Raw genomic sequence first — 18,108 nt, forward strand, 5'->3', positions numbered from 1 at the left:
AATCCTCCTGTATACGATTCACCCTATTTTTGAGAAAATACTTCTTGATATACTGGATTTAGACGAAGGTCTTGTGTGTGTGCTGCAACACCGATAAATTTTGACTCCAATTCTTCTAAAGTTGTTCCATAGGAAGTTTTTAAGGCACTCCAACGCTGCGAAAGAGTCGGGGCAATTTGCAACTTTCTTTTTTTTATTTGATCATTCCATGGACTAAAATAAAACTTTAGCACAAGGGCGGGCAAGGTATACAATTCAAATGGATAAGCGGATGAATGCCTCCCTGGTGTATAGTATCCCTTTTTATAGTTATGAATTAATCTCCAACTCTTGGTAAGATATGGATCATGTGGAAAATATCCATGAAACCTCTGTTTCACTAGAGGTTTAGAATACCTTGGATTAGAATAATAATTATTTAAAGGATCCACCATTAAAATCATTCGAATCGCATACATTCTTTTTTGCAGCTCATTTAATGAATGAAAGAAGCTTGTTTTATTTTGACAACAAAGAAATTCTGTAGTGTTTAAAGTCATCTTCCAACCGTTCACTTCACTTTCAATATCCATAACTTCATTATCAACTTGTTCTGCATCAAACTCAGGTACCTTTGAAGTTCTCACTTCCCAGTCTGGTGCAAATATTTTACACATTTCTACCGATCGATCTGTAGAACCCCTATTAATTAAAATCCCATGATTAAAGATCTGTTTATGATGCATTAACCACCAAGGTAGCAAGTATTCTTCATTATAAAAGTGAGAGATTAAAGTTGCAATAATATCCCCCTCCTAAACGATTCTTTACTACCATATATAAGCAACCGTTTTGTCCATTATGAGAAGATTAAATATTTTTCGTTATAAAACTCTCCGTAAAGCCATATGTTATTATTGCAGATTGTTTTCCAGGGATGTCATACAACTTCCTTGTTTTCAGTAACCAATTTTGGTTACTTTTTTCATGCAAATTATCATGTGTTTTATTCATAGACCTGTTATCACTTCATATAATAATTGTTGATATGGCCATTAAAAAATACCTTTTAAACTGGGGGATTTCAGATATGAAAGCTGTAATTCTTGCTGGTGGATATGGTACTCGAATTGGTGAAGAAACACATTTGAAACCAAAGCCGATGATTGAAATTGGCACAAAGCCCATTCTCTGGCATATTATGCGTTTATTTCATTATTATGGAATTACTGAGTTTATTATTTGTTTAGGATATAAAGGCTATGCTATTAAAGAATTTTTTCTGAATTACAATTTACACATGTCTGATTTCACAATTCATTTAAAAGATAATACCATTACGAATCATTTTCATCATATAGAACCATGGCAGATTACACTCATTGATACGGGAGAAAACACTCAAACTGCTGGGCGGGTAAAAAGAATACAAAAATATATAGACGAGGATTCTTTTTTCCTCACTTACGGCGATGGATTAAGTAATGTAAATTTAAAAAAACTTGCTGAATTTCATAAAAAGCACGGAAAAATCGCCACCGTAACTGCAGTGCAACCTCCTGGTAGATTCGGTTCTCTCATTATGAATGGCACATCTGTCTCAGCTTTTAAAGAAAAACCACTAGGAGATGGGAACTGGATAAACGGGGGGTTCTTCGTTTTAAATACAGATGTTTTCAACTATATTAAAGATGATACATCTGTATTTGAAACCGATACTCTCGTACAGTTAGCTGCTAAAAATGAACTCGAAGCATATCGACATACAGGCTTTTGGCATCCGATGGACACACTTCGTGATAAGAAAAAATTAGTAGAGTTGTGGGAAAGTAACTATGCTCCATGGAAGGTTTGGTAAAATGCACTCTTCAAATTTTTGGCATAAGAAAAAAGTATTTATTACTGGGCACACTGGCTTTAAAGGAACTTGGCTAACACTTTTTTTACATTCTTTAGGCGCAGAAATAACCGGCTACTCTTCTCCTCCCTCCTCAACACCATATTTATTCGAACAATCGAACGCTATGAAAAAATGCCGTTCATTTACAGGGGATATTACAGATTACGATTCTTTATTACAAGTCATAAAACAAAATAAACCAAATATTATTTTTCACCTAGCGGCACAGCCGATTGTCACTGCTTCATACAAAAATCCAATTGATACATTTAAAGTAAATGTTTTAGGTACAGCGCACGTATTAGAAGCCGCAAAACATGTTGACAGCGTACAGGTTATGATTAATGTTACTAGTGATAAGTGTTATGAAAACGACGGGACAGGCAATCGAGCATTTAAAGAGAGCGATCGGTTAGGTGGGCATGATCCCTATAGCGCTAGTAAGGCTTGCGCTGAATTAGTAGCACTTTCCTATCAAAAGTCTTTCTTTGAGTATTCCCCCAAACTTGCCTCTGTAAGAGCCGGAAACGTAATTGGCGGCGGAGACTGGGCAGAAGACCGATTACTTCCAGATATTATTCGTTCCTATTTACATGGTGCAACATTAAACATTAGAAATCCTCATGCAATTCGTCCCTGGCAGCATGTATTAGATCCTCTACACGGATATATCCTTTTAGCAGAGAAGCTTTGGGATAATGATCAATATATTGATGCTTGGAATTTTGGGCCAAATAATCAAACTCACATAACAGTTCATGAACTTATTCAATCTGTAATTAAGCTTTGGGATAAACCATTAAACATACTGCTCCCTACTACTCTACAACCTTATGAAGCCCCCATCTTAACACTTGATAGTACAAAGGCGATGTCTGAACTTGGTTGGTCTCCAAAACTACCGATAGAAGACTCTATTTCTTGGACCGTCGAATGGTACAAAAAATATGCATGTGGTGAAAACATAGAATCCTTTACAAACGATCAAATAGATGCATTTAAAAAATTATAGGGAGGCTATACAATGAATCAGAAAAAATGTCGCTTTTGTCACACATTACTAAAGTACACTTTTTTAGATTTAGGTGTTTCCCCCTTCGCAAATTCATTTATAACCTCAGAACATGCATACAAAATGGAATCTTTCTATCCATTGCATACGTTCGTTTGTCATAATTGTTTACTTGTCCAACTAGATGAATTCGAATCCCCACAAAATATTTTTCATGATTATTTATACTTTAGCTCTTACTCCTCAAGTTGGCTATTGCATGCGAAACAATACGTAGAAATGGCAATGGGACGATTCAAATTAACTAAAGACTCACAAGTCATTGAAATTGCAAGCAATGATGGATACTTACTCCAATATTTTCAAAAAGAAAATATTCCAAGTTTAGGGATTGAACCTGCAAAAAATGTTGCCAATATTGCCATTCAAAAAGGAATCCCAACTAAAATAGAATTCTTTAGCAACAATGTAGCAAAACAATTAACAGACGAAAATTCCCAAGCTGATTTAATTATTGCAAATAACGTATTAGCTCACGTCCCTCATTTACACGATTTTATCGCCGGTTTAAAAACTTTATTGAAGCCAAATGGCAGTATAACGATTGAATTCCCACACTTATTAAATCTCATATCTTTAAAACAATTTGACACAATTTATCACGAACACTTCTCCTATTTTTCACTCATATGTCTTCAAAAGATCTTCTCTCACCATAACTTGCAAATTATAGATGCAGAGGAACTCCCCACACATGGTGGTTCATTACGTTTATTTATACAGCATATCAACAGAGATACAAAAATAAGTGAAAACGTATCAAATATTATGCAAAAAGAAATGGATTACGGTTTAGATAAACTAGATTCCTATCTTCTTTTCGCTAAAGAAGTGAAACAATTAAAAATGGATATTTTAAAATTTTTTATTGACGTACACTCTTTAAATAAACAAATTATCGGTTATGGTGCCCCCGCGAAAGGGAATACTCTATTAAATTATTGTGGCATCGGGAAAGAATTTCTTCCTTATACTGTCGATAAAAACCCTTATAAACAAAATCTATTTTTGCCAGGGACTCGCATCCCCGTAAAATCAATAGAAGAAATCATACGCACAAAACCAGATTATATTTTCATATTACCGTGGAATTTAAAAGAAGAGATTATGAAAGAATGCTCATTTATAAAGGAATGGGGTGGGAAGTTTGTTGTGGCAATTCCTAAAGTTGAAGTGATTGAATCATGAAAAAAGTCCTTGTAACGGGTGGGAATGGTTGGATTGGTAAATATGTAGTACATTTCCTTGTACAAATGGGCTATGAAGTTCACGCAACTTACAATAAAAATAAACCACCTCAGCAACTTATTTGTCATTGGCACAAAGTAAATTTACTTTGTGATGAAGAAATAAAAAAACTCATATTCCATCTTCAACCGAGTCATCTTGTTCTTTTAGCTTGGGAGGCTGTACCACCAAAATGTTATGAATCTATTAACAATTTTTATTGGTTACAATCTAGTATTACATTAATCCAACATTTCTCATATTGTGGTGGCCAAAGAATTGTCGTTGCTGGCACAGGTGCAGAATATCAATGGATAAACGGTGTATTATATGAAGATTCTAAACTTCTATGTTATAAAAACCCTTATTCTTTATGCAAAAATGCATTACATTCTTGGTTACAATCATACGCTAAGCAAACAAATCTCAGTGTATGTTGGAGCCGAATCTTCCATTTATACGGCCCTCATGAACAGGGGAATCGCCTTATTTCTCACATTATTACTTCCTTATTAAAAAATAAAGAAGCTTTATGTACACACGGAGAACAATCTCGAGATTTCCTCCATGTAAGCGATGTTGCTAACGCCCTTGTATCACTATTACATTCTCAAATTACAGGCACTGTTAACATAGCTTCTGGCCACTCTATTCAAATTAAAGAAATTGCGAATATAATCGCAAACAAAATGAATAAAGAACATTTAATTAAGTTAGGTGCAATTCCTTTTTCAAAAGATGAACCTTTATTTATCGGCGTAAATGTTACACGTTTAAAATATGAACTAAACTGGAAACCATCATATGATATTCATTCCGGTATTGAAGAAACAATCGTATGGTGGAAAAATAACGATTCAAAAACATAACGGTAGGTCTCATATAATAAGCCTTGTACATGAACATTACTTTGCTCGTCAATAAAGTGATTTCCCACTACAAATGTTCCTTTGTTCCCATACTAATCACACTCAAATACCGCCCTATCAAAATACATAAGATAAATGCCAATTAACAAAAAAAAAAAAAAAATAAAACTAACTAGCACTATACTTAAAAAGATGAAACTTATCATTTTTTCATCGTACTCATCCTCCTATTTCGTTTTCTTTCTTCGGCTCGTGATATACGGATACTATCATAAAACTCGATTTTGAAGAGCGGTGTGTTATAAAAAGAAAATTGGTTCTATAAGTGGTGAACAATCTAAACTTATAGAACCAATTTATAAATGATTGAAAGCTATTTTTAATGATATTTCATTCAAAAGTTTCCTTATCCCTGTTTACTCTTCACCTTCATTTATTCCTCATATATAAACTTCCCATACTCCTTCAAAAACCGCAGCTTTATCCCTCCAACAGGTCCATTTCGATGCTTTGCGCTTTGAATTTCTGTCATATCTTTATGCTCCGTTTCCTTATTGTAAGGATCTTCTCGGTACATCAGCATAATCAAGTCCACATCTTGTTCAATTTTCCCTGTCTCCCTTAAGTCACATAAAAACGGTCGTTTTCTTGCCGGGATTCTACTTCACGGGACAATTGTGACAGTGCGATTATACACACATTTAAATCACGTGCCATCCCTTTTAGTTTACGAGAGATTTCACTCATTTCTTGAAACCGATTTCCTCTATAATTTAAATCTCCTGTAATCAGCTGTAAGTAATCGATGATCACAAGTAACCTTTTCCTTCATACTTTCTCTTCAGCTTCCGCTTCTTCTACTTCACTCAGCTTTGTATAGCCCTTTCCATGCCACTCTCACAAAATCCCCTTCACATAAGCAATCGTTCGTTTATTATTTTCAAAAGCAATCTGGAGTGCCTTTAACACCAGCTCCTCCGATAAATCCGCCATCCACTCGCTCAATTCCTCCGCCACATAAGGCGATACACTGCCATTTCTATTCCTCCATTCCTTAATGAAACATATGTAACGAATCGTTCCATCATGTATATAGGAATCAACGAGGAAGTTTGGCGGGATAATTGTATATTTTTTCACAACTACTATTCTTCGAAGAAAGGCTTGTAGTCGCTTTATTTTTGATTTTGTTTCTTTTTAATGATTTATGTATGGCAGGGACTTAGAAAGGATTCTTATCATATAGTGAGCCCCTTAGGTTCATCAAAACAAATAAGATGGATACCATTTCCTAAACTCTTCCCATACAAACTCCGCCATATCTCGGTGCCCATCTTCATTCGGATGAATGCCGTCCGTCTTTGCAAAATAAGAAGAATTCACATCCTCTCTTTCATTCATGTACAGACGATAAAAATCGATATCATTCCATCCGTTTTCTCTCGCCATATGTTTTACATCACGAATAAATTGAGATTGCTTATTCTGAAACACTTGATAACCAGCGACGGGTTCCCCAACGCTTTGACGGTCGATCCCTTCCATATGGAGCGGAATAGGAATTCCGATAATCGGTGTAACATTATGATGAAGTGACTGTTTTACCATACTGTATATATTACCTAACATCATATTGATCGGCATATCCCACCATAAATCATTATGCCCCCCCATAATGATACAATGTGTAGCCTGAGCATTGATAACTTCATGATAAAAACGGCCGAGCATGCCCGCTGTTGTATCACCAGAAATCCCTCTATTTATGACTTCAAATGTTCCTAACTCCGCTAAAACCATGGGCCAAGATTTTTCTTTCTCAACACCCAATCCCTCTGTCAAACTATCTCCTATACATACAATTTTCATTCTCTTTCCTCCAATCCATAAGAATGCCCCTGTACTTGAAACCTAAAGAACTAGCAATAGTCAACGTCGGTGGTATAAAGGTAAAACTGACTGTCATGTAACCAATTGAAAAACTCGCTAAACAACGAAACGTATAAATACTAATGTCGGAAATCCAGTACAGTTAACAACCACATTGAAACGACTTGACAATCAAGGAAGAAAGTACAAGAATCGAGGAAATTTCCCTCCTATTCCCCTTCATACATTACCAATATTTTACCGTATTTTCATATCCCTTGTTACATATCAAAGGAACAAGCAAGATTACATTTTTTCTAAATCTAGGCATAAGCAAATTTTTGTCGTTCCCTTCATTCTTTTACAGAATAAAACTTAAGTTGAATTGTTTGAAAAATAATATCCGCTTAAGATATCGTTATTACAAGAAATGTCTTTCTATTTTGAATTATTAGTTTTAAAATGAAAGGGATTCAAAAAATGAATGAACCATCGGTATTCTCACTCATGGTTCATTGAACGGATTAGGCACTTTCGCTTCTCTCAATTTATAAGTGCCCGTTCGTACAGGATGAAAAAAGGAGGAGATAACATGAATCAAAATGTAATCGTAACATGTGCAGTAACAGGAGCTGGAGAAACGACGAAAAAAAGCTCACACGTACCAGTTACCCCAAAAGAAATCGCACAAGCATCCATTGAAGCTGCGAAGGCCGGTGCCACAATCGCCCATATCCATGTACGTAATCCAAAAACGGGAGCGCTGAGTCATGATCTTACTTTATTTAGAGAAGTAGTGGAAAGAATTCGAGAATCCGATACAGATGTTATTTTAAATATTACAGCTGGCGGAGGCGGCGATTGGATTCCAAGCCAAGAGGATCCGACAATGGGCGGTCCTGGAACGGACATGCAAACACCGGAAGAGCGTCATGAGCCTGTAGAAGCTCTATTACCTGAAATCTGTACATTAGATTGCGGAAGTCTAAATTTTGGCGACCAACTTTACGTCAGTCCAACAGATTGGCTACGCAAGCAAGCGCTCCTCATTCAGAAAAGCGGTGTGAAGCCTGAACTAGAGTGCTTTGATACCGGTCATGTTCGCTTTGCGAAACAGTTAATGGAGGAAGGTCTTATCGATGGTGATCCGATGTTCCAATTTTGCCTCGGAATCCCATGGGGAGCAGAAGCGGATACAGAAACAATGCTGTATATGCGCGATAAACTTCCTGAAAATGCTCACTGGTCAGCATTTGGAATTGGACGGATGCAAATGCCAATGGCGATTCAATCCATCCTTCTAGGCGGAAATGTTCGCGTAGGACTGGAGGATAACCTTTATTTAGATAAAGGTGTGTTTGCAACAAATGCACAGTTAGTAGACCGCGTTGTCACGACCATGAGCGGATTAGGTGCTACACCAATGACACCAGAAGAAGCACGGAAACATCTAGGATTAAGAAATCCTTATGGAAAGGCGGAATAATTTGAGCTCAAATATGATTAAAAAAGTAACCGTTGTTGGGACAGGTGTTATTGGAAATGGATGGATTTCTCGTTTTCTATCACAAGGCTATGATGTCGTTGCAACTGACGTAGCAGAACATGCAGAAATACGTATAAGACAGAGTATAAAGAATGCTTGGCCTGTGCTTGAAAAACAAGGATTAGCAAAAGGAGCTTCTAAAGATAGACTCACGTTCGAACCAGATTTGGCAAAAGCCGTAGCAGATGCTGATTTAATTCAAGAAAATGTCCCTGAGCGAGAAGCGTTAAAAAGAAATGTTTTAGCTGAAATTGACCGTTTCGCTAAACCGGAAGCAATTATTGCCTCAAGTACTTCCGGACTAAAACCAAGTACGTTACAGGAAGATTGCCAACGACCTGAGCGCGTCATTGTTGCACATCCATTCAATCCCGTTTATTTAATTCCACTCGTAGAATTAGTTGGCGGAAAAAATACTTCTCCTGAAACGATAAAAGTTGCAGAGCAATTTTATCAATCTATTAATATGAAGCCACTTGTCATTTCAACAGAAGTGGAAGGTCATGTGGCTGACCGTCTTATGGAAGCAATATGGCGCGAAGCACTACATCTTATCAATGATGGTGTTGCCACAACAGAAGAAGTGGACGCCGCGATTATCTATGGCCCAGGATTGCGCTGGGCACTTATGGGACCGTTTCTAACCCTTCATCTTGCAGGTGGTGAACAAGGAATGAGACATATGCTGAAACAATTTGGTCCAGCCTTACAACTGCCATGGACGAAATTAGTCGCACCAAAACTAACTACCGACCTGACCAATCAAGTCATTGCAGGATGTGAAGCACAAACGACTGGACATTCCATAACAGAACTAGAACAACGTCGTGATGAATTCTTAATCGAACTGATCCAATTACTTGAGAAATATTGGCCAGGAGCAAACTTAAGCGGAAAGCTCTAACAGGAAAGGAGAAAATCAATTGCCTCAAATTGAAAACCCACTCTTAAAAGAAAACGTCCAAAAAGATTGGATCGACTATAATGGGCATATGACAGATGCGGCCTATGCCGTCGTCTTCAGTATGGCTGTAGATCAATTTATGATCGAATTAGGAATCCATGCTGATTTTCGTGATAAACATCAATATTCCATTTACACATTAGAAACACACCTTTGCTATCTAGCTGAAGCATATGAAGGACAAGCCCTACAAGTCAAAATCCAGCTGTTAGATTATGACACAAAACGATTGCATATCTTTTTCACAATGGAAAACGAACAAGGAGAGCCACTTGCAACGAGTGAACAAATGTTGATGGGGATAGATATGAACAAAGGCCGCCCTGCCCCTTTCCCGCCTGAGATTTACACACGTATTGAAAAACTTGGCGAATCGCATAAAAGTTTACAACCACCGAAACAAGCTGGAAGAACGATTGGTATTCGGAGAAAATAAGAGAAAAAGATGTGATCTCTTATATTCAGTGTAGTGATTTATCCAAAGAATATAACGTATGTTGTAATTAGATTGCTCATTTATTTACTCTCTCTATTATAAAATAAAGGGGCTAGATATTCGTCGATTGAATCGGCGAATATCTAGCCAAGTGAAATCAAATGGAGTTTTTAGTGACTTCATTTCATACTGGACTGATCCCATTTTCATATTTACTAAGAGAACCGCACCAACAATCGTGAAAACAAAATAAATTTGTTTACACTAGCAATTACTTATGCTGTTTAAAATCGATTACCATACGACCTTGAATCTTACCTTGCTCCATTTCTTCGAATACATCTTGTACTTCATCTAATGAACAAGTTTGAACAACCGGCACTACTTTGCCTTCTGCACCGAACATAAATGCTTCTTCTAAGTCCTTACGAGTACCAACTAAAGAACCTACTACTTCAATTCCATCTAACACAAGTCGTGGAATGCTTAAATCCATAGTTTCTACTGGTAAACCTACCGCAACGACTTTACCGCAAGCACGGACTGCATCAACTGCTGAGTTGAAGGCCACTTTAGAAACTGCTGTTACTACAGCAGCATAAGCACCACCAAATGCCTCTTGAATTATCTTATCAGCAAGTCCTTGAGTAGTTGGATTGATTGTCATATCAGCACCAACCTTTTTAGCCAATGCTAATTTGTCGTCATTGATATCTACTGCAATAACCTTTGCACCAAATACATGTTTCGCATATTGGACAGCAAGGTTACCTAATCCACCACAACCGTAGATTACGATAGATTGGCCAGGTTTAATATCGGATACTTTAATCGCTTTATATGTAGTTACACCGGCACATGTGATAGATGATGCTTGAGCAGGATCTAATCCTTCTGGTACTTTTACCGCATAATCAGCAGTAACGATACATTGTTCAGCCATACCGCCATCTACTGTATAACCCGCATTCTTAACTTCACGACAAAATGTTTCTCTACCAGTTACGCAATATTCACAACGACCACAAGATTGGAACATCCATGCGATACTTACACGGTCACCAACCTGAAGCGAAGTAACATCATCTGCAATTTTCGTTACAATTCCTATGCCCTCGTGTCCAAGAATACGACCATCTGTGTTACCAAAGTCATGATTTGCAACGTGTAAGTCAGTATGACAAACTCCGCAATATTCTACATCTACCAACGCTTCGCCTGCGCGTAACGGACGTAATTCTTTTTCGATAACTTCAATGTTTGCTTTGCTGTTTTTATTAACCACTACTGCTTTCATATGCGATCTTCCTTTCATATTTTAGAATTTCAATGCGTCCATCTAACAACTTTTATCTACACCGCTATAACCAATACTTGTCCCAAATGTAAGGGCTACATTTCAATTACAGGTTAATCATAGCACAAGATTTTGCAAACAAATCGTTCAATATTGAACAAATTCTAAAATGTTTGTAGTTTCGGAATAATAATGAATTTCACAGACCTCTACTTTGTAAAGCTTGATATAAGAGACTACATTTCTTTCTACTGCTTCCCCTTAATAAGAGAACCGCCACATTGTAAGAATCCGTTTTCATTCAATGATATTTCTCATCACTTTGAACTTTAGATCTCAAATCGTTCAATATAATTGGTTTTACTTTTCATTCAACTGGCGCTTTATCTCCATTTTTGGATATTACCTTCGTTCCAAATTTCACATGTTTTTGGAATGCTGTTTTTAAAGCTTTAAAGTAATTTAACAGCCCTTGCTCATCGATTTGATTGTTAAAGATTCTATCATTTGTTTACTTCGTAAATTGTTCTGGTAAGACCAATTCCGCACTTTCCAATTTCAGCTCAACATTTTGTGTTTTTCCTGTATCCCCAACTTCGTATACCTTATTCTCTTTTACTTCCGTCGCGCTACCACTTACAAAACCTACTGTAAAACTAGCGGCAAAACAAACACTCATAAACTGTTTAATCTTCATGCTGCATTTCCACCTTTCCCCTTAATCCCTTTATTTTTTCTTAACACTTCTATGTTTGTAGTGAAAATTCAAAAAATGAACATATCTTAATTTTCATTCGCATTAAAGATTAGTATTGGGAGATTATTTTCAAATAGAAAGCGGGGAATATTCGACACTTACAGAGAGGTTTCATTTTTTATGTTCTTAATCATGTACTCTCATAAAAAAATCTAACCCAACTGAAAACATATCGTTTCTTTCAGCCGGGTTTCTTCTTTAAGAATCTATACTGTTTTTTGCAACGTAATCTCAGGCTCTAGTTTTTCCTTTCCTTTATTTGTAACAACGCTGACAACAAACATGATTACTATGTTCACTACAAGAGCCGCTATGCCGACATCAATGTCTTTTATAAACTGCGGAGCTTGCGGAAAGAATGTTCCCATCGTCGCTTGTTTTATAGTGATATATGCAACGACAATGACGCCAGCTATAATCCCTGCAAAAGCACCTACTCTATTAATCGGATTCCTTTTCCATAAGCTACAAAACAGAGGTGGAAATAATTGTAATACAAAGCTATAAGCCATGATCAACAATGCAATAATGCTGCTTCCACCATAAAACGTAAAAAATACAGCGATTAGTGCAACAATCGGAACAAATATACGAGTTAATCGTCCAATTTGTGCATCCGTTGTATTTGGTCTCATTGTCCTATAAATATTCTTTGACAAAATGGTTGATGCTGTCAGTAATAACATAGAGCATGGAACAAGTGCTGTTAAAATACCTGCCGCTCCGATTACTCCGACTACCCACGGATCAAAGGTTGCTTTTGCAATTTTAAATAACGCCAAATCGGTATCTGCCCCTTGTAAGTTTGGAATTTGTAACAGGGCTGTGAAGCCAATAAATAAGATGAACACTAATATAATTTGGTACAGCGGTAAAATAGCAGCATTTTTTCGCAATGTCCGCTCATCCTTTGATGATAAACTAGCCCCGAAACATTGTGGCCACATATATTGTCCTAACCCGATTGTAATACAAGTAGAAATATACCACGATATACTGTACCCTTCTTTCGGAATCAGTAAGAACTCCGGTTTAGTTGCATCTAATGTTTCAAACATTGGCTTAATACCGCCGTAATAATGATAAGGTAAATAAATACCTAAAAATAAAATGACAATAAGCAGGAGAATATCTTTTAAGATGGCTGTGGATGCTGAACCGTGTATACCGGACAGTGAAACGAATATAGTGACGGCAATCATGCCAATCCAAACGGCTAAATTAGGGGAAACCATACCATATGAAGCTTCCGATACAATAATCTTAAGCCCCTTTAACTGTAAAACGATATAAGGAATCATGGAAACAATCCCAACGACCGCTACTAATAAACCTAGAGGTTTGCTATTATATTTTTTCGCAAAAAAGTCAGACTGCGTAAGAAGTGTATGTTTCTTTGCATAGCGCCAAATGGGGGGAAGAATCCAAAATGGGACAATATAACAAAATGCGTTAAAAATATAAATAATCGGCCCTCCCATTCGATAAGCCCCACCGCTTCCACCAAGAAATACATACGTCGTAAAAATTTCGCCAGCCATTAACACAAACATAATAACAGAACCAAAATTCCGATTTCCTACCGCCCATTGTTCCAGCTGCATTTCTCGCCCTTTACGAGCATGCATTCCTAAATAAAAGGTAAGTAAAAAAGTGCCTATCAATATAAATATAGCACTATTCATCAAGCTTCCCCCCCTCCTGCCGATCTTGAATAATGCTCATCACATATAAACAGACAGAAGTTAAAACTAGCCAGGCAGCCGCCCAAAATACAATGAAAGGTAAACCAAATACATATGGCTTCACTCTGTTTACAACAGTGAATGAACCAATAACAGGAAGCAATCCTAATATCCAAACGAACACTTTCTTCATGAAAAGCTCCTCCTCTTCAAAATGGACAAGACTCTTTCTAGTTATTTATTCTCTTCATACTGTGAATTTCATGAAAAAATAAAGTGAAACTTTAATCATTGGGGGGTTCTTCATCCCCACTGATTATGAGCCCTCACCAATCGGGCTGTTACGGTTACGGGCAGCCCTACTCCCCCCTATCTTCCTTACTTCTCTCTGAATCTTGAGGCGGGAGTCTTACTGCCCTAAAATAGCGGGATAAATAATAAAGTGAACCTTCCATCCGTCCGCCCCCATTAATAGTTGGCGATTACAAGCAGTTTTTCTTATCTATTTCAAACATTATGTGTTATAAATGGCAGGATAAAATACAACGTGATTTACGAACACTCCTTTGAAAGCGCTTTTAAAAATACATTCAATAGATTCATTGTCTTTCTATAAAAAGAATGACATAAACTCGGCAAGAAATTTTTCATATCCCCTGCCGAGTATGGAAGCATTCCTCTCTACTTACACTCTTTCATGCGTTTGGGTAAGAATAAGAGATGTTAAAATCTCCACTATACGTTTTCCAACATCTGATGTAGAAGCAGTTCCCCCCATATCTGGTGTCAAAACTTTCCCTTCTACCAAAGTCTGTTCCAATGCATCTAATACTAATTTTCCGTAAGATTCATATCCGAAAAAATCGAGCATTTGGCTTGCTGACCATATTGCCGCTAAAGGATTGGCGATTTGTTGCCCTGCAATATCGGGCGCCGAACCATGAATTGGCTCAAACATCGATGGATACTGTCTTTCAGGATTAATATTCGCTCCTGCTGCCAAGCCTAAACCACCGGCAAGAGCCGCCCCTAAGTCCGTTAAAATATCACCAAATAAGTTCGATGTCACAACAACTTCAAACCGGTGCGGCTCTTTAATCATCAACATTGCAGCTGCATCTACTAAATAAGAAGCTGTTTTCACATCCGGATATTCTTTACTAATCTCTTCAAAGATTTGATCCCAAAAAACCATTGAATAATTCAGGGCATTTCCTTTACTAATGCTCGTTAAAGATTTCCTTTCCTTTCGAGCTATTTCAAATGCATAACGAATAATGCGCTCCGTTCCTTTACGAGAAAACACACTATTTTGTAAAACGACCTCATGTTCTTTCCCTTTATATAACCAATCGCCGGCACCCGCATACTCTCCTTCACTATTTTCCCGAATAAAGAGCATATCAATATCTTCACGCTTTACATCTTTTAACGGGCAAGGAGCACCTTTTAATAAAGTGACAGGACGTATATTTACATATTGATCGAAACTTTGACGAATTCTCAAAAGCAAATCCCAAAGCGAGATATAATCAGGTACTCCAGGAAATCCTACAGCACCTAAATAAATCGCATCAAATGCCTTAAGTTGTTCAATCCCATCATCATCCATCATTTTTCCATGCTTGGAATAAAATTCGCACCCCCATGGAAAATACGTAAATTCAAACTTAAATTGCTGACTTACATTTGCAATTGTTTGCAGTACTTTCACACCTTCATCCATTACCTCAGGACCAATTCCGTCTCCAGCAATAACAGCTACTTTCAATGTTTTCATGAAAAACCCTTCTTCCCCTTAAATTAACTACCGCATTCGTTTTGATTCCAAACAATTAATTTCAATTCTGTCATTTCTTCAACGGCATACTTTATTCCTTCTCTTCCTGTACCACTTTCTTTCACACCACCGTAAGGCATATGATCAACGCGGAATGTTGGAACATCGTTAATCATAACTGCCCCCACGTGCAATGCTTCCGCTGCTTTCAATGCATGTGTTACGTTTTCTGTATAAATTCCTGCCTGGAGCCCATAACGCGAATCATTCACATAAGAAATAGCCTCATCTACAGATGCTACCTTATTTACTAACACAATAGGAGCAAATACTTCCTGACAAGACACCTTTAATTCCGGTGCAACATCCAACATAACCGTTGGCTCAAGTACTGTTCCTTGCATATTTCCACCTATCGCAACCTTAGCATTTTTTTGTTTTCCTTCTTCAATCCAGCTTAGAGAACGATCCGTATCTTCTGGTGAAATCAAAGCAGAAATATCTGTTTCTGAATCAAGCGGATCGCCTAGCTTTAGTCTTTTCGTTGCTTCTACAAACTTTGTAACAAACTCTTCGTATACTTCTTCATGAACATATGCTCTTTGCAGTGAAATACATACTTGCCCTTGATTAGAGAATGCCCCCATAACGCAGCGCTCTATGATACTATCAATATTTACACCCCGGTCAATAATAACGGCCGCATTGGAACCAAGCTCCAATGTTGTGCGTTTCAATCCAGCTTTATTGCGAATTCCAATTCCTACACTAGGACTTCCAGTAAAAGTAACCATACTGACCCTGTCATCCTCTACAATTGCGTCTCCTACCGTTCTTCCCGCCCCTGTCACAACATTGAATACACCATCTGGCAATCCCGCTTGTTGGAACAACTCAGCAATAAATAAAGCGGACAAAGGGGTTTGAGAAGCTGGTTTCAACACAATCGTATTACCTGCCGCAATAGCGGGCCCTACCTTATGAGCAACTAAATTCATAGGAAAATTAAACGGGGTAATCGCTCCAATCACACCAATCGGTTTTCGAACCGTATACCCGAATCTACCGCCCCCTCCAGATGCCGCATCAAACGGAATGGTTTCCCCATGAATTCTTTTCGCCTCTTCAGCCGCAAACTTATATGTCTCAATGGTACGTACTACTTCCGCTTTCGCAAAGACAATTGGTTTCGCCGCTTCTTGCGCAATCATTTCAGCTGCTTGATTTACTTGTTCCTTCAATAAGTTAACAACATTTTCTAAAATCTCAGCTCGTTGATATGCCGGCATATTTGCTATGACAGACTTTGCTTCATCAGCTACCGTAATAGCTTGCTTCACCTGCTCCCGACTTGCCACCGCAACTTCTGCAATCTTCTCCCTTGTATACGGTGAGTAAAGTGGAGCATACTCCTTTGTCTCCATTTGTTTTCCGTTAATGAACAAATGCTTTTTCAATTCTCCTTCTCCCCCAACCATTAAACATTATTTTTCTAAAGCCTCTAGCACCATTTCATGAAACTGCACAACGGCTTGTTCAGATGAAGAGTAAATTCCTTTTTGAAATGCACGAGAACGAAAGCCAACTTGCTCCAGCTCGACAAGCTCGACATCTTCATTTCTCACTTGTTCTGCAAAAGCAACTAAATCCTTTTCCTCTTGTGTTAAATTTTCATCTCTAAAATAGTACGTATACACGCCTAATGTCGTCTCATGATCAATCGGAATCATTTGAATCGTCGCCATATTGCCAGGACCAGGATAAATTGTAATCATAAGATTGGGCCATAACCAATAGAAGCTGCCTCCTTGCATTTCCGCCTCATTTAAATTCACAGACCCGTAATTTTTGTTCGGCTTTACCACCGAACCTTGAACAGAATAATTCTCACACGTAATAATTTGATAATCCTTCATATCCAATGTCGCCACAAAACTCGGATGTGCAGTATGGCAGTGATCGCATTCCAAATAATTATCAATAAAAGCCTTCCAATTTGCCTTAATGACTCGTTTTTTATCATGCGTTTTCTTCAATTCACTAAGAAACGAAAATTTACTTAATTTCTCAAAAAAGTCACCATACGATTCCATAAGAGGGGCAGCGTTATCATCTAAGTTTACAAAAATTAATGATTCTGCAATTTCCATTCGTACCGAACGTAAACAAGCACTCGCGACACAAGCCTGATCATCCCCTTTAAAATTAGGAGCCCGATTCAATTTACCGTCTAAATGAAAACTCCAGCCATGATACCCACATTGTAAAATTTTCTTCTGCCCTGCCTCATTTTTTTCTAACTTCGTTGCCCGGTGCGGACAAACATTATAAAATGCTCGCACAATCTCATCCTTACCTCGAATGACAAGAATGGGTTCCCCCGCTACTTCTGTCGTGAAGAAACTACCTGCATTTTCCACCTGACTCACATGACCAACAAGTTGCCATGATGTCGAAAAAATCTTATCTTTTTCTTCTCTTACAACTTCTGGATTTGTATACAAATCATACGGAAGCACTCTTTCAAATGTTCGGGTAGTAGCGTTTTGCACTTTATTGAACGCCATAATTGAAACCCCTTTCATTTTTGTTTTTTGCGAATATGTATCTTTTTTAATGCAAAATACATGCCAAGTTTCATTTCATTATTCAACCTATCATTCTGCTATTCTTTCAAATTCTTCTTATAAAAAACGAAGTGAATGAAACTCACACGAGTTATTTTCG

General features: G+C 37.6%; 16 protein-coding genes and 3 pseudogenes. 7 read left to right on the top strand and 12 right to left on the bottom strand.

From position 1 onward, the window contains the following. Positions 1-23: 23 nt before the first annotated feature. A complete protein-coding gene (locus MR056_RS06030; protein WP_087094582.1) occupies positions 24-785 on the bottom strand; it encodes a glycosyltransferase family 2 protein in 762 nt (253 codons plus the stop codon). A gap of 284 nt (positions 786-1,069) precedes the next feature. Between MR056_RS06030 and rfbF the strand changes: the two genes are divergently transcribed. The 4 genes and pseudogenes from rfbF (at position 1,070) to MR056_RS06050 (ending at position 5,102) form a co-directional block, all read left to right on the top strand. Then, positions 1,070-1,837: a glucose-1-phosphate cytidylyltransferase gene (gene rfbF, locus MR056_RS06035; RefSeq protein WP_011983871.1), complete on the top strand. Its 768-nt coding sequence runs from the start codon at positions 1,070-1,072 to the stop codon at positions 1,835-1,837. 1 nt (position 1,838) lies between these two features. Next, positions 1,839-2,891, top strand: a complete 1,053-nt coding sequence (gene rfbG / locus MR056_RS06040) for a CDP-glucose 4,6-dehydratase (RefSeq protein ID WP_041809492.1) — start codon at positions 1,839-1,841, stop codon at positions 2,889-2,891. 12 nt (positions 2,892-2,903) lie between these two features. After that, complete coding sequence (locus MR056_RS06045) at positions 2,904-4,139, top strand: class I SAM-dependent methyltransferase (protein WP_087097934.1); 1,236 nt, start codon at positions 2,904-2,906, stop codon at positions 4,137-4,139. After that, a pseudogene (locus MR056_RS06050) lies at positions 4,136-5,102 on the top strand (NAD-dependent epimerase/dehydratase family protein). Before MR056_RS06045 ends, MR056_RS06050 begins: the two are co-directional and overlap by 4 nt. 378 nt (positions 5,103-5,480) lie before the next feature. On the opposite strand, the pseudogene MR056_RS06055 reads toward MR056_RS06050, so the two are convergent. From MR056_RS06055 to MR056_RS06065, 3 genes and pseudogenes are all read right to left on the bottom strand, one after another. Further along, positions 5,481-5,898, bottom strand: a pseudogene (locus MR056_RS06055) (DnaB-like helicase C-terminal domain-containing protein); the annotation flags it as partial. A gap of 49 nt (positions 5,899-5,947) precedes the next feature. Continuing rightward, a pseudogene (locus tag MR056_RS06060) lies at positions 5,948-6,139 on the bottom strand (DnaD domain protein); the annotation flags it as partial. 171 nt (positions 6,140-6,310) lie between these two features. Continuing rightward, on the bottom strand, positions 6,311-6,916 hold the full coding sequence (locus MR056_RS06065; RefSeq protein ID WP_011983866.1) for an SGNH/GDSL hydrolase family protein: 606 nt from the start codon (positions 6,914-6,916) through the stop codon (positions 6,311-6,313). Positions 6,917-7,508: 592 nt separating this feature from the next. On the opposite strand from MR056_RS06065, the gene MR056_RS06070 reads away from it, so the two are divergent. Genes MR056_RS06070 through MR056_RS06080 form a run of 3 tightly spaced genes read left to right on the top strand, consistent with a single transcriptional unit; the run spans position 7,509 to position 9,862 of the window. Further along, the gene (locus MR056_RS06070) at positions 7,509-8,402 is read left to right on the top strand and encodes a beta-keto acid cleavage family enzyme (RefSeq protein WP_011983865.1); all 894 of its coding nucleotides are present in this window, start codon (positions 7,509-7,511) and stop codon (positions 8,400-8,402) included. Next, positions 8,386-9,366, top strand: a complete 981-nt coding sequence (locus MR056_RS06075) for an L-carnitine dehydrogenase (protein ID WP_087094579.1) — start codon at positions 8,386-8,388, stop codon at positions 9,364-9,366. The genes MR056_RS06070 and MR056_RS06075 overlap by 17 nt, the downstream gene beginning before the upstream one ends. A 19-nt stretch (positions 9,367-9,385) precedes the next feature. Further along, entirely contained in the window at positions 9,386-9,862 is a 477-nt protein-coding gene (locus tag MR056_RS06080) for a thioesterase family protein (protein WP_011983863.1), read from the top strand. Between the two features lie 271 nt (positions 9,863-10,133). On the opposite strand, the gene adhP is transcribed toward MR056_RS06080, so the two are convergent. The 8 genes from adhP to MR056_RS06120 all read right to left on the bottom strand — a co-directional run bounded on the left by adhP (position 10,134) and on the right by MR056_RS06120 (position 17,948). After that, positions 10,134-11,159 (bottom strand): alcohol dehydrogenase AdhP, encoded by a 1,026-nt coding sequence (gene adhP, locus MR056_RS06085; protein WP_011983862.1) that lies wholly within the window; start codon positions 11,157-11,159, stop codon positions 10,134-10,136. 367 nt (positions 11,160-11,526) lie between these two features. Further along, positions 11,527-11,658, bottom strand: a complete 132-nt coding sequence (locus MR056_RS06090; RefSeq protein ID WP_306298500.1) for a DUF5105 domain-containing protein — start codon at positions 11,656-11,658, stop codon at positions 11,527-11,529. A gap of 12 nt (positions 11,659-11,670) precedes the next feature. After that, entirely contained in the window at positions 11,671-11,856 is a 186-nt protein-coding gene (locus tag MR056_RS06095) for a hypothetical protein (protein WP_048722153.1), read from the bottom strand. A 266-nt stretch (positions 11,857-12,122) separates the two neighbouring features. Next, on the bottom strand, positions 12,123-13,601 hold the full coding sequence (locus MR056_RS06100; RefSeq protein ID WP_011983861.1) for a sodium:solute symporter family protein: 1,479 nt from the start codon (positions 13,599-13,601) through the stop codon (positions 12,123-12,125). Beyond that, positions 13,594-13,794, bottom strand: a complete 201-nt coding sequence (locus MR056_RS06105) for a DUF3311 domain-containing protein (protein WP_048722151.1) — start codon at positions 13,792-13,794, stop codon at positions 13,594-13,596. Before MR056_RS06105 ends, MR056_RS06100 begins: the two co-directional genes overlap by 8 nt. Positions 13,795-14,286: 492 nt before the next feature. Further along, positions 14,287-15,381 carry a tartrate dehydrogenase gene (locus MR056_RS06110; protein WP_011983859.1) on the bottom strand — a complete coding sequence of 365 codons (1,095 nt, stop codon included), beginning with the start codon at positions 15,379-15,381 and terminating at the stop codon, positions 14,287-14,289. 23 nt (positions 15,382-15,404) lie between these two features. After that, the gene (locus tag MR056_RS06115) at positions 15,405-16,859 is read right to left on the bottom strand and encodes an aldehyde dehydrogenase family protein (protein WP_087097932.1); all 1,455 of its coding nucleotides are present in this window, start codon (positions 16,857-16,859) and stop codon (positions 15,405-15,407) included. A gap of 6 nt (positions 16,860-16,865) precedes the next feature. After that, the gene (locus tag MR056_RS06120; protein ID WP_048722144.1) at positions 16,866-17,948 is read right to left on the bottom strand and encodes an aromatic ring-hydroxylating oxygenase subunit alpha; all 1,083 of its coding nucleotides are present in this window, start codon (positions 17,946-17,948) and stop codon (positions 16,866-16,868) included. Positions 17,949-18,108: the final 160 nt, after the last annotated feature.

The organism is Bacillus cereus group sp. BfR-BA-01360 (assembly GCF_022663595.1).
Classification (GTDB): Bacteria; Bacillota; Bacilli; order Bacillales; family Bacillaceae_G; genus Bacillus_A; species Bacillus_A cytotoxicus.

Excerpts from the sequence above, each read along its gene's own strand:
- MR056_RS06075 (WP_087094579.1), top strand. The coding sequence starts at position 8,386 with ATGGAAAGGCGGAATAATTTGAGCTCAAATATGATTAAAAAAGTAACC.
- MR056_RS06120 (WP_048722144.1), bottom strand. The coding sequence starts at position 17,948 with ATGGCGTTCAATAAAGTGCAAAACGCTACTACCCGAACATTTGAAAGA.
- MR056_RS06100 (WP_011983861.1), bottom strand. The coding sequence starts at position 13,601 with ATGAATAGTGCTATATTTATATTGATAGGCACTTTTTTACTTACCTTT.
- rfbF (WP_011983871.1), top strand. The coding sequence starts at position 1,070 with ATGAAAGCTGTAATTCTTGCTGGTGGATATGGTACTCGAATTGGTGAA.
- MR056_RS06045 (WP_087097934.1), top strand. The coding sequence starts at position 2,904 with ATGAATCAGAAAAAATGTCGCTTTTGTCACACATTACTAAAGTACACT.
- MR056_RS06065 (WP_011983866.1), bottom strand. The coding sequence starts at position 6,916 with ATGAAAATTGTATGTATAGGAGATAGTTTGACAGAGGGATTGGGTGTT.
- rfbG (WP_041809492.1), top strand. The coding sequence starts at position 1,839 with ATGCACTCTTCAAATTTTTGGCATAAGAAAAAAGTATTTATTACTGGG.
- MR056_RS06110 (WP_011983859.1), bottom strand. The coding sequence starts at position 15,381 with ATGAAAACATTGAAAGTAGCTGTTATTGCTGGAGACGGAATTGGTCCT.
- MR056_RS06095 (WP_048722153.1), bottom strand. The coding sequence starts at position 11,856 with ATGAAGATTAAACAGTTTATGAGTGTTTGTTTTGCCGCTAGTTTTACA.
- MR056_RS06070 (WP_011983865.1), top strand. The coding sequence starts at position 7,509 with ATGAATCAAAATGTAATCGTAACATGTGCAGTAACAGGAGCTGGAGAA.
- MR056_RS06115 (WP_087097932.1), bottom strand. The coding sequence starts at position 16,859 with ATGGTTGGGGGAGAAGGAGAATTGAAAAAGCATTTGTTCATTAACGGA.
- adhP (WP_011983862.1), bottom strand. The coding sequence starts at position 11,159 with ATGAAAGCAGTAGTGGTTAATAAAAACAGCAAAGCAAACATTGAAGTT.
- MR056_RS06105 (WP_048722151.1), bottom strand. The coding sequence starts at position 13,794 with ATGAAGAAAGTGTTCGTTTGGATATTAGGATTGCTTCCTGTTATTGGT.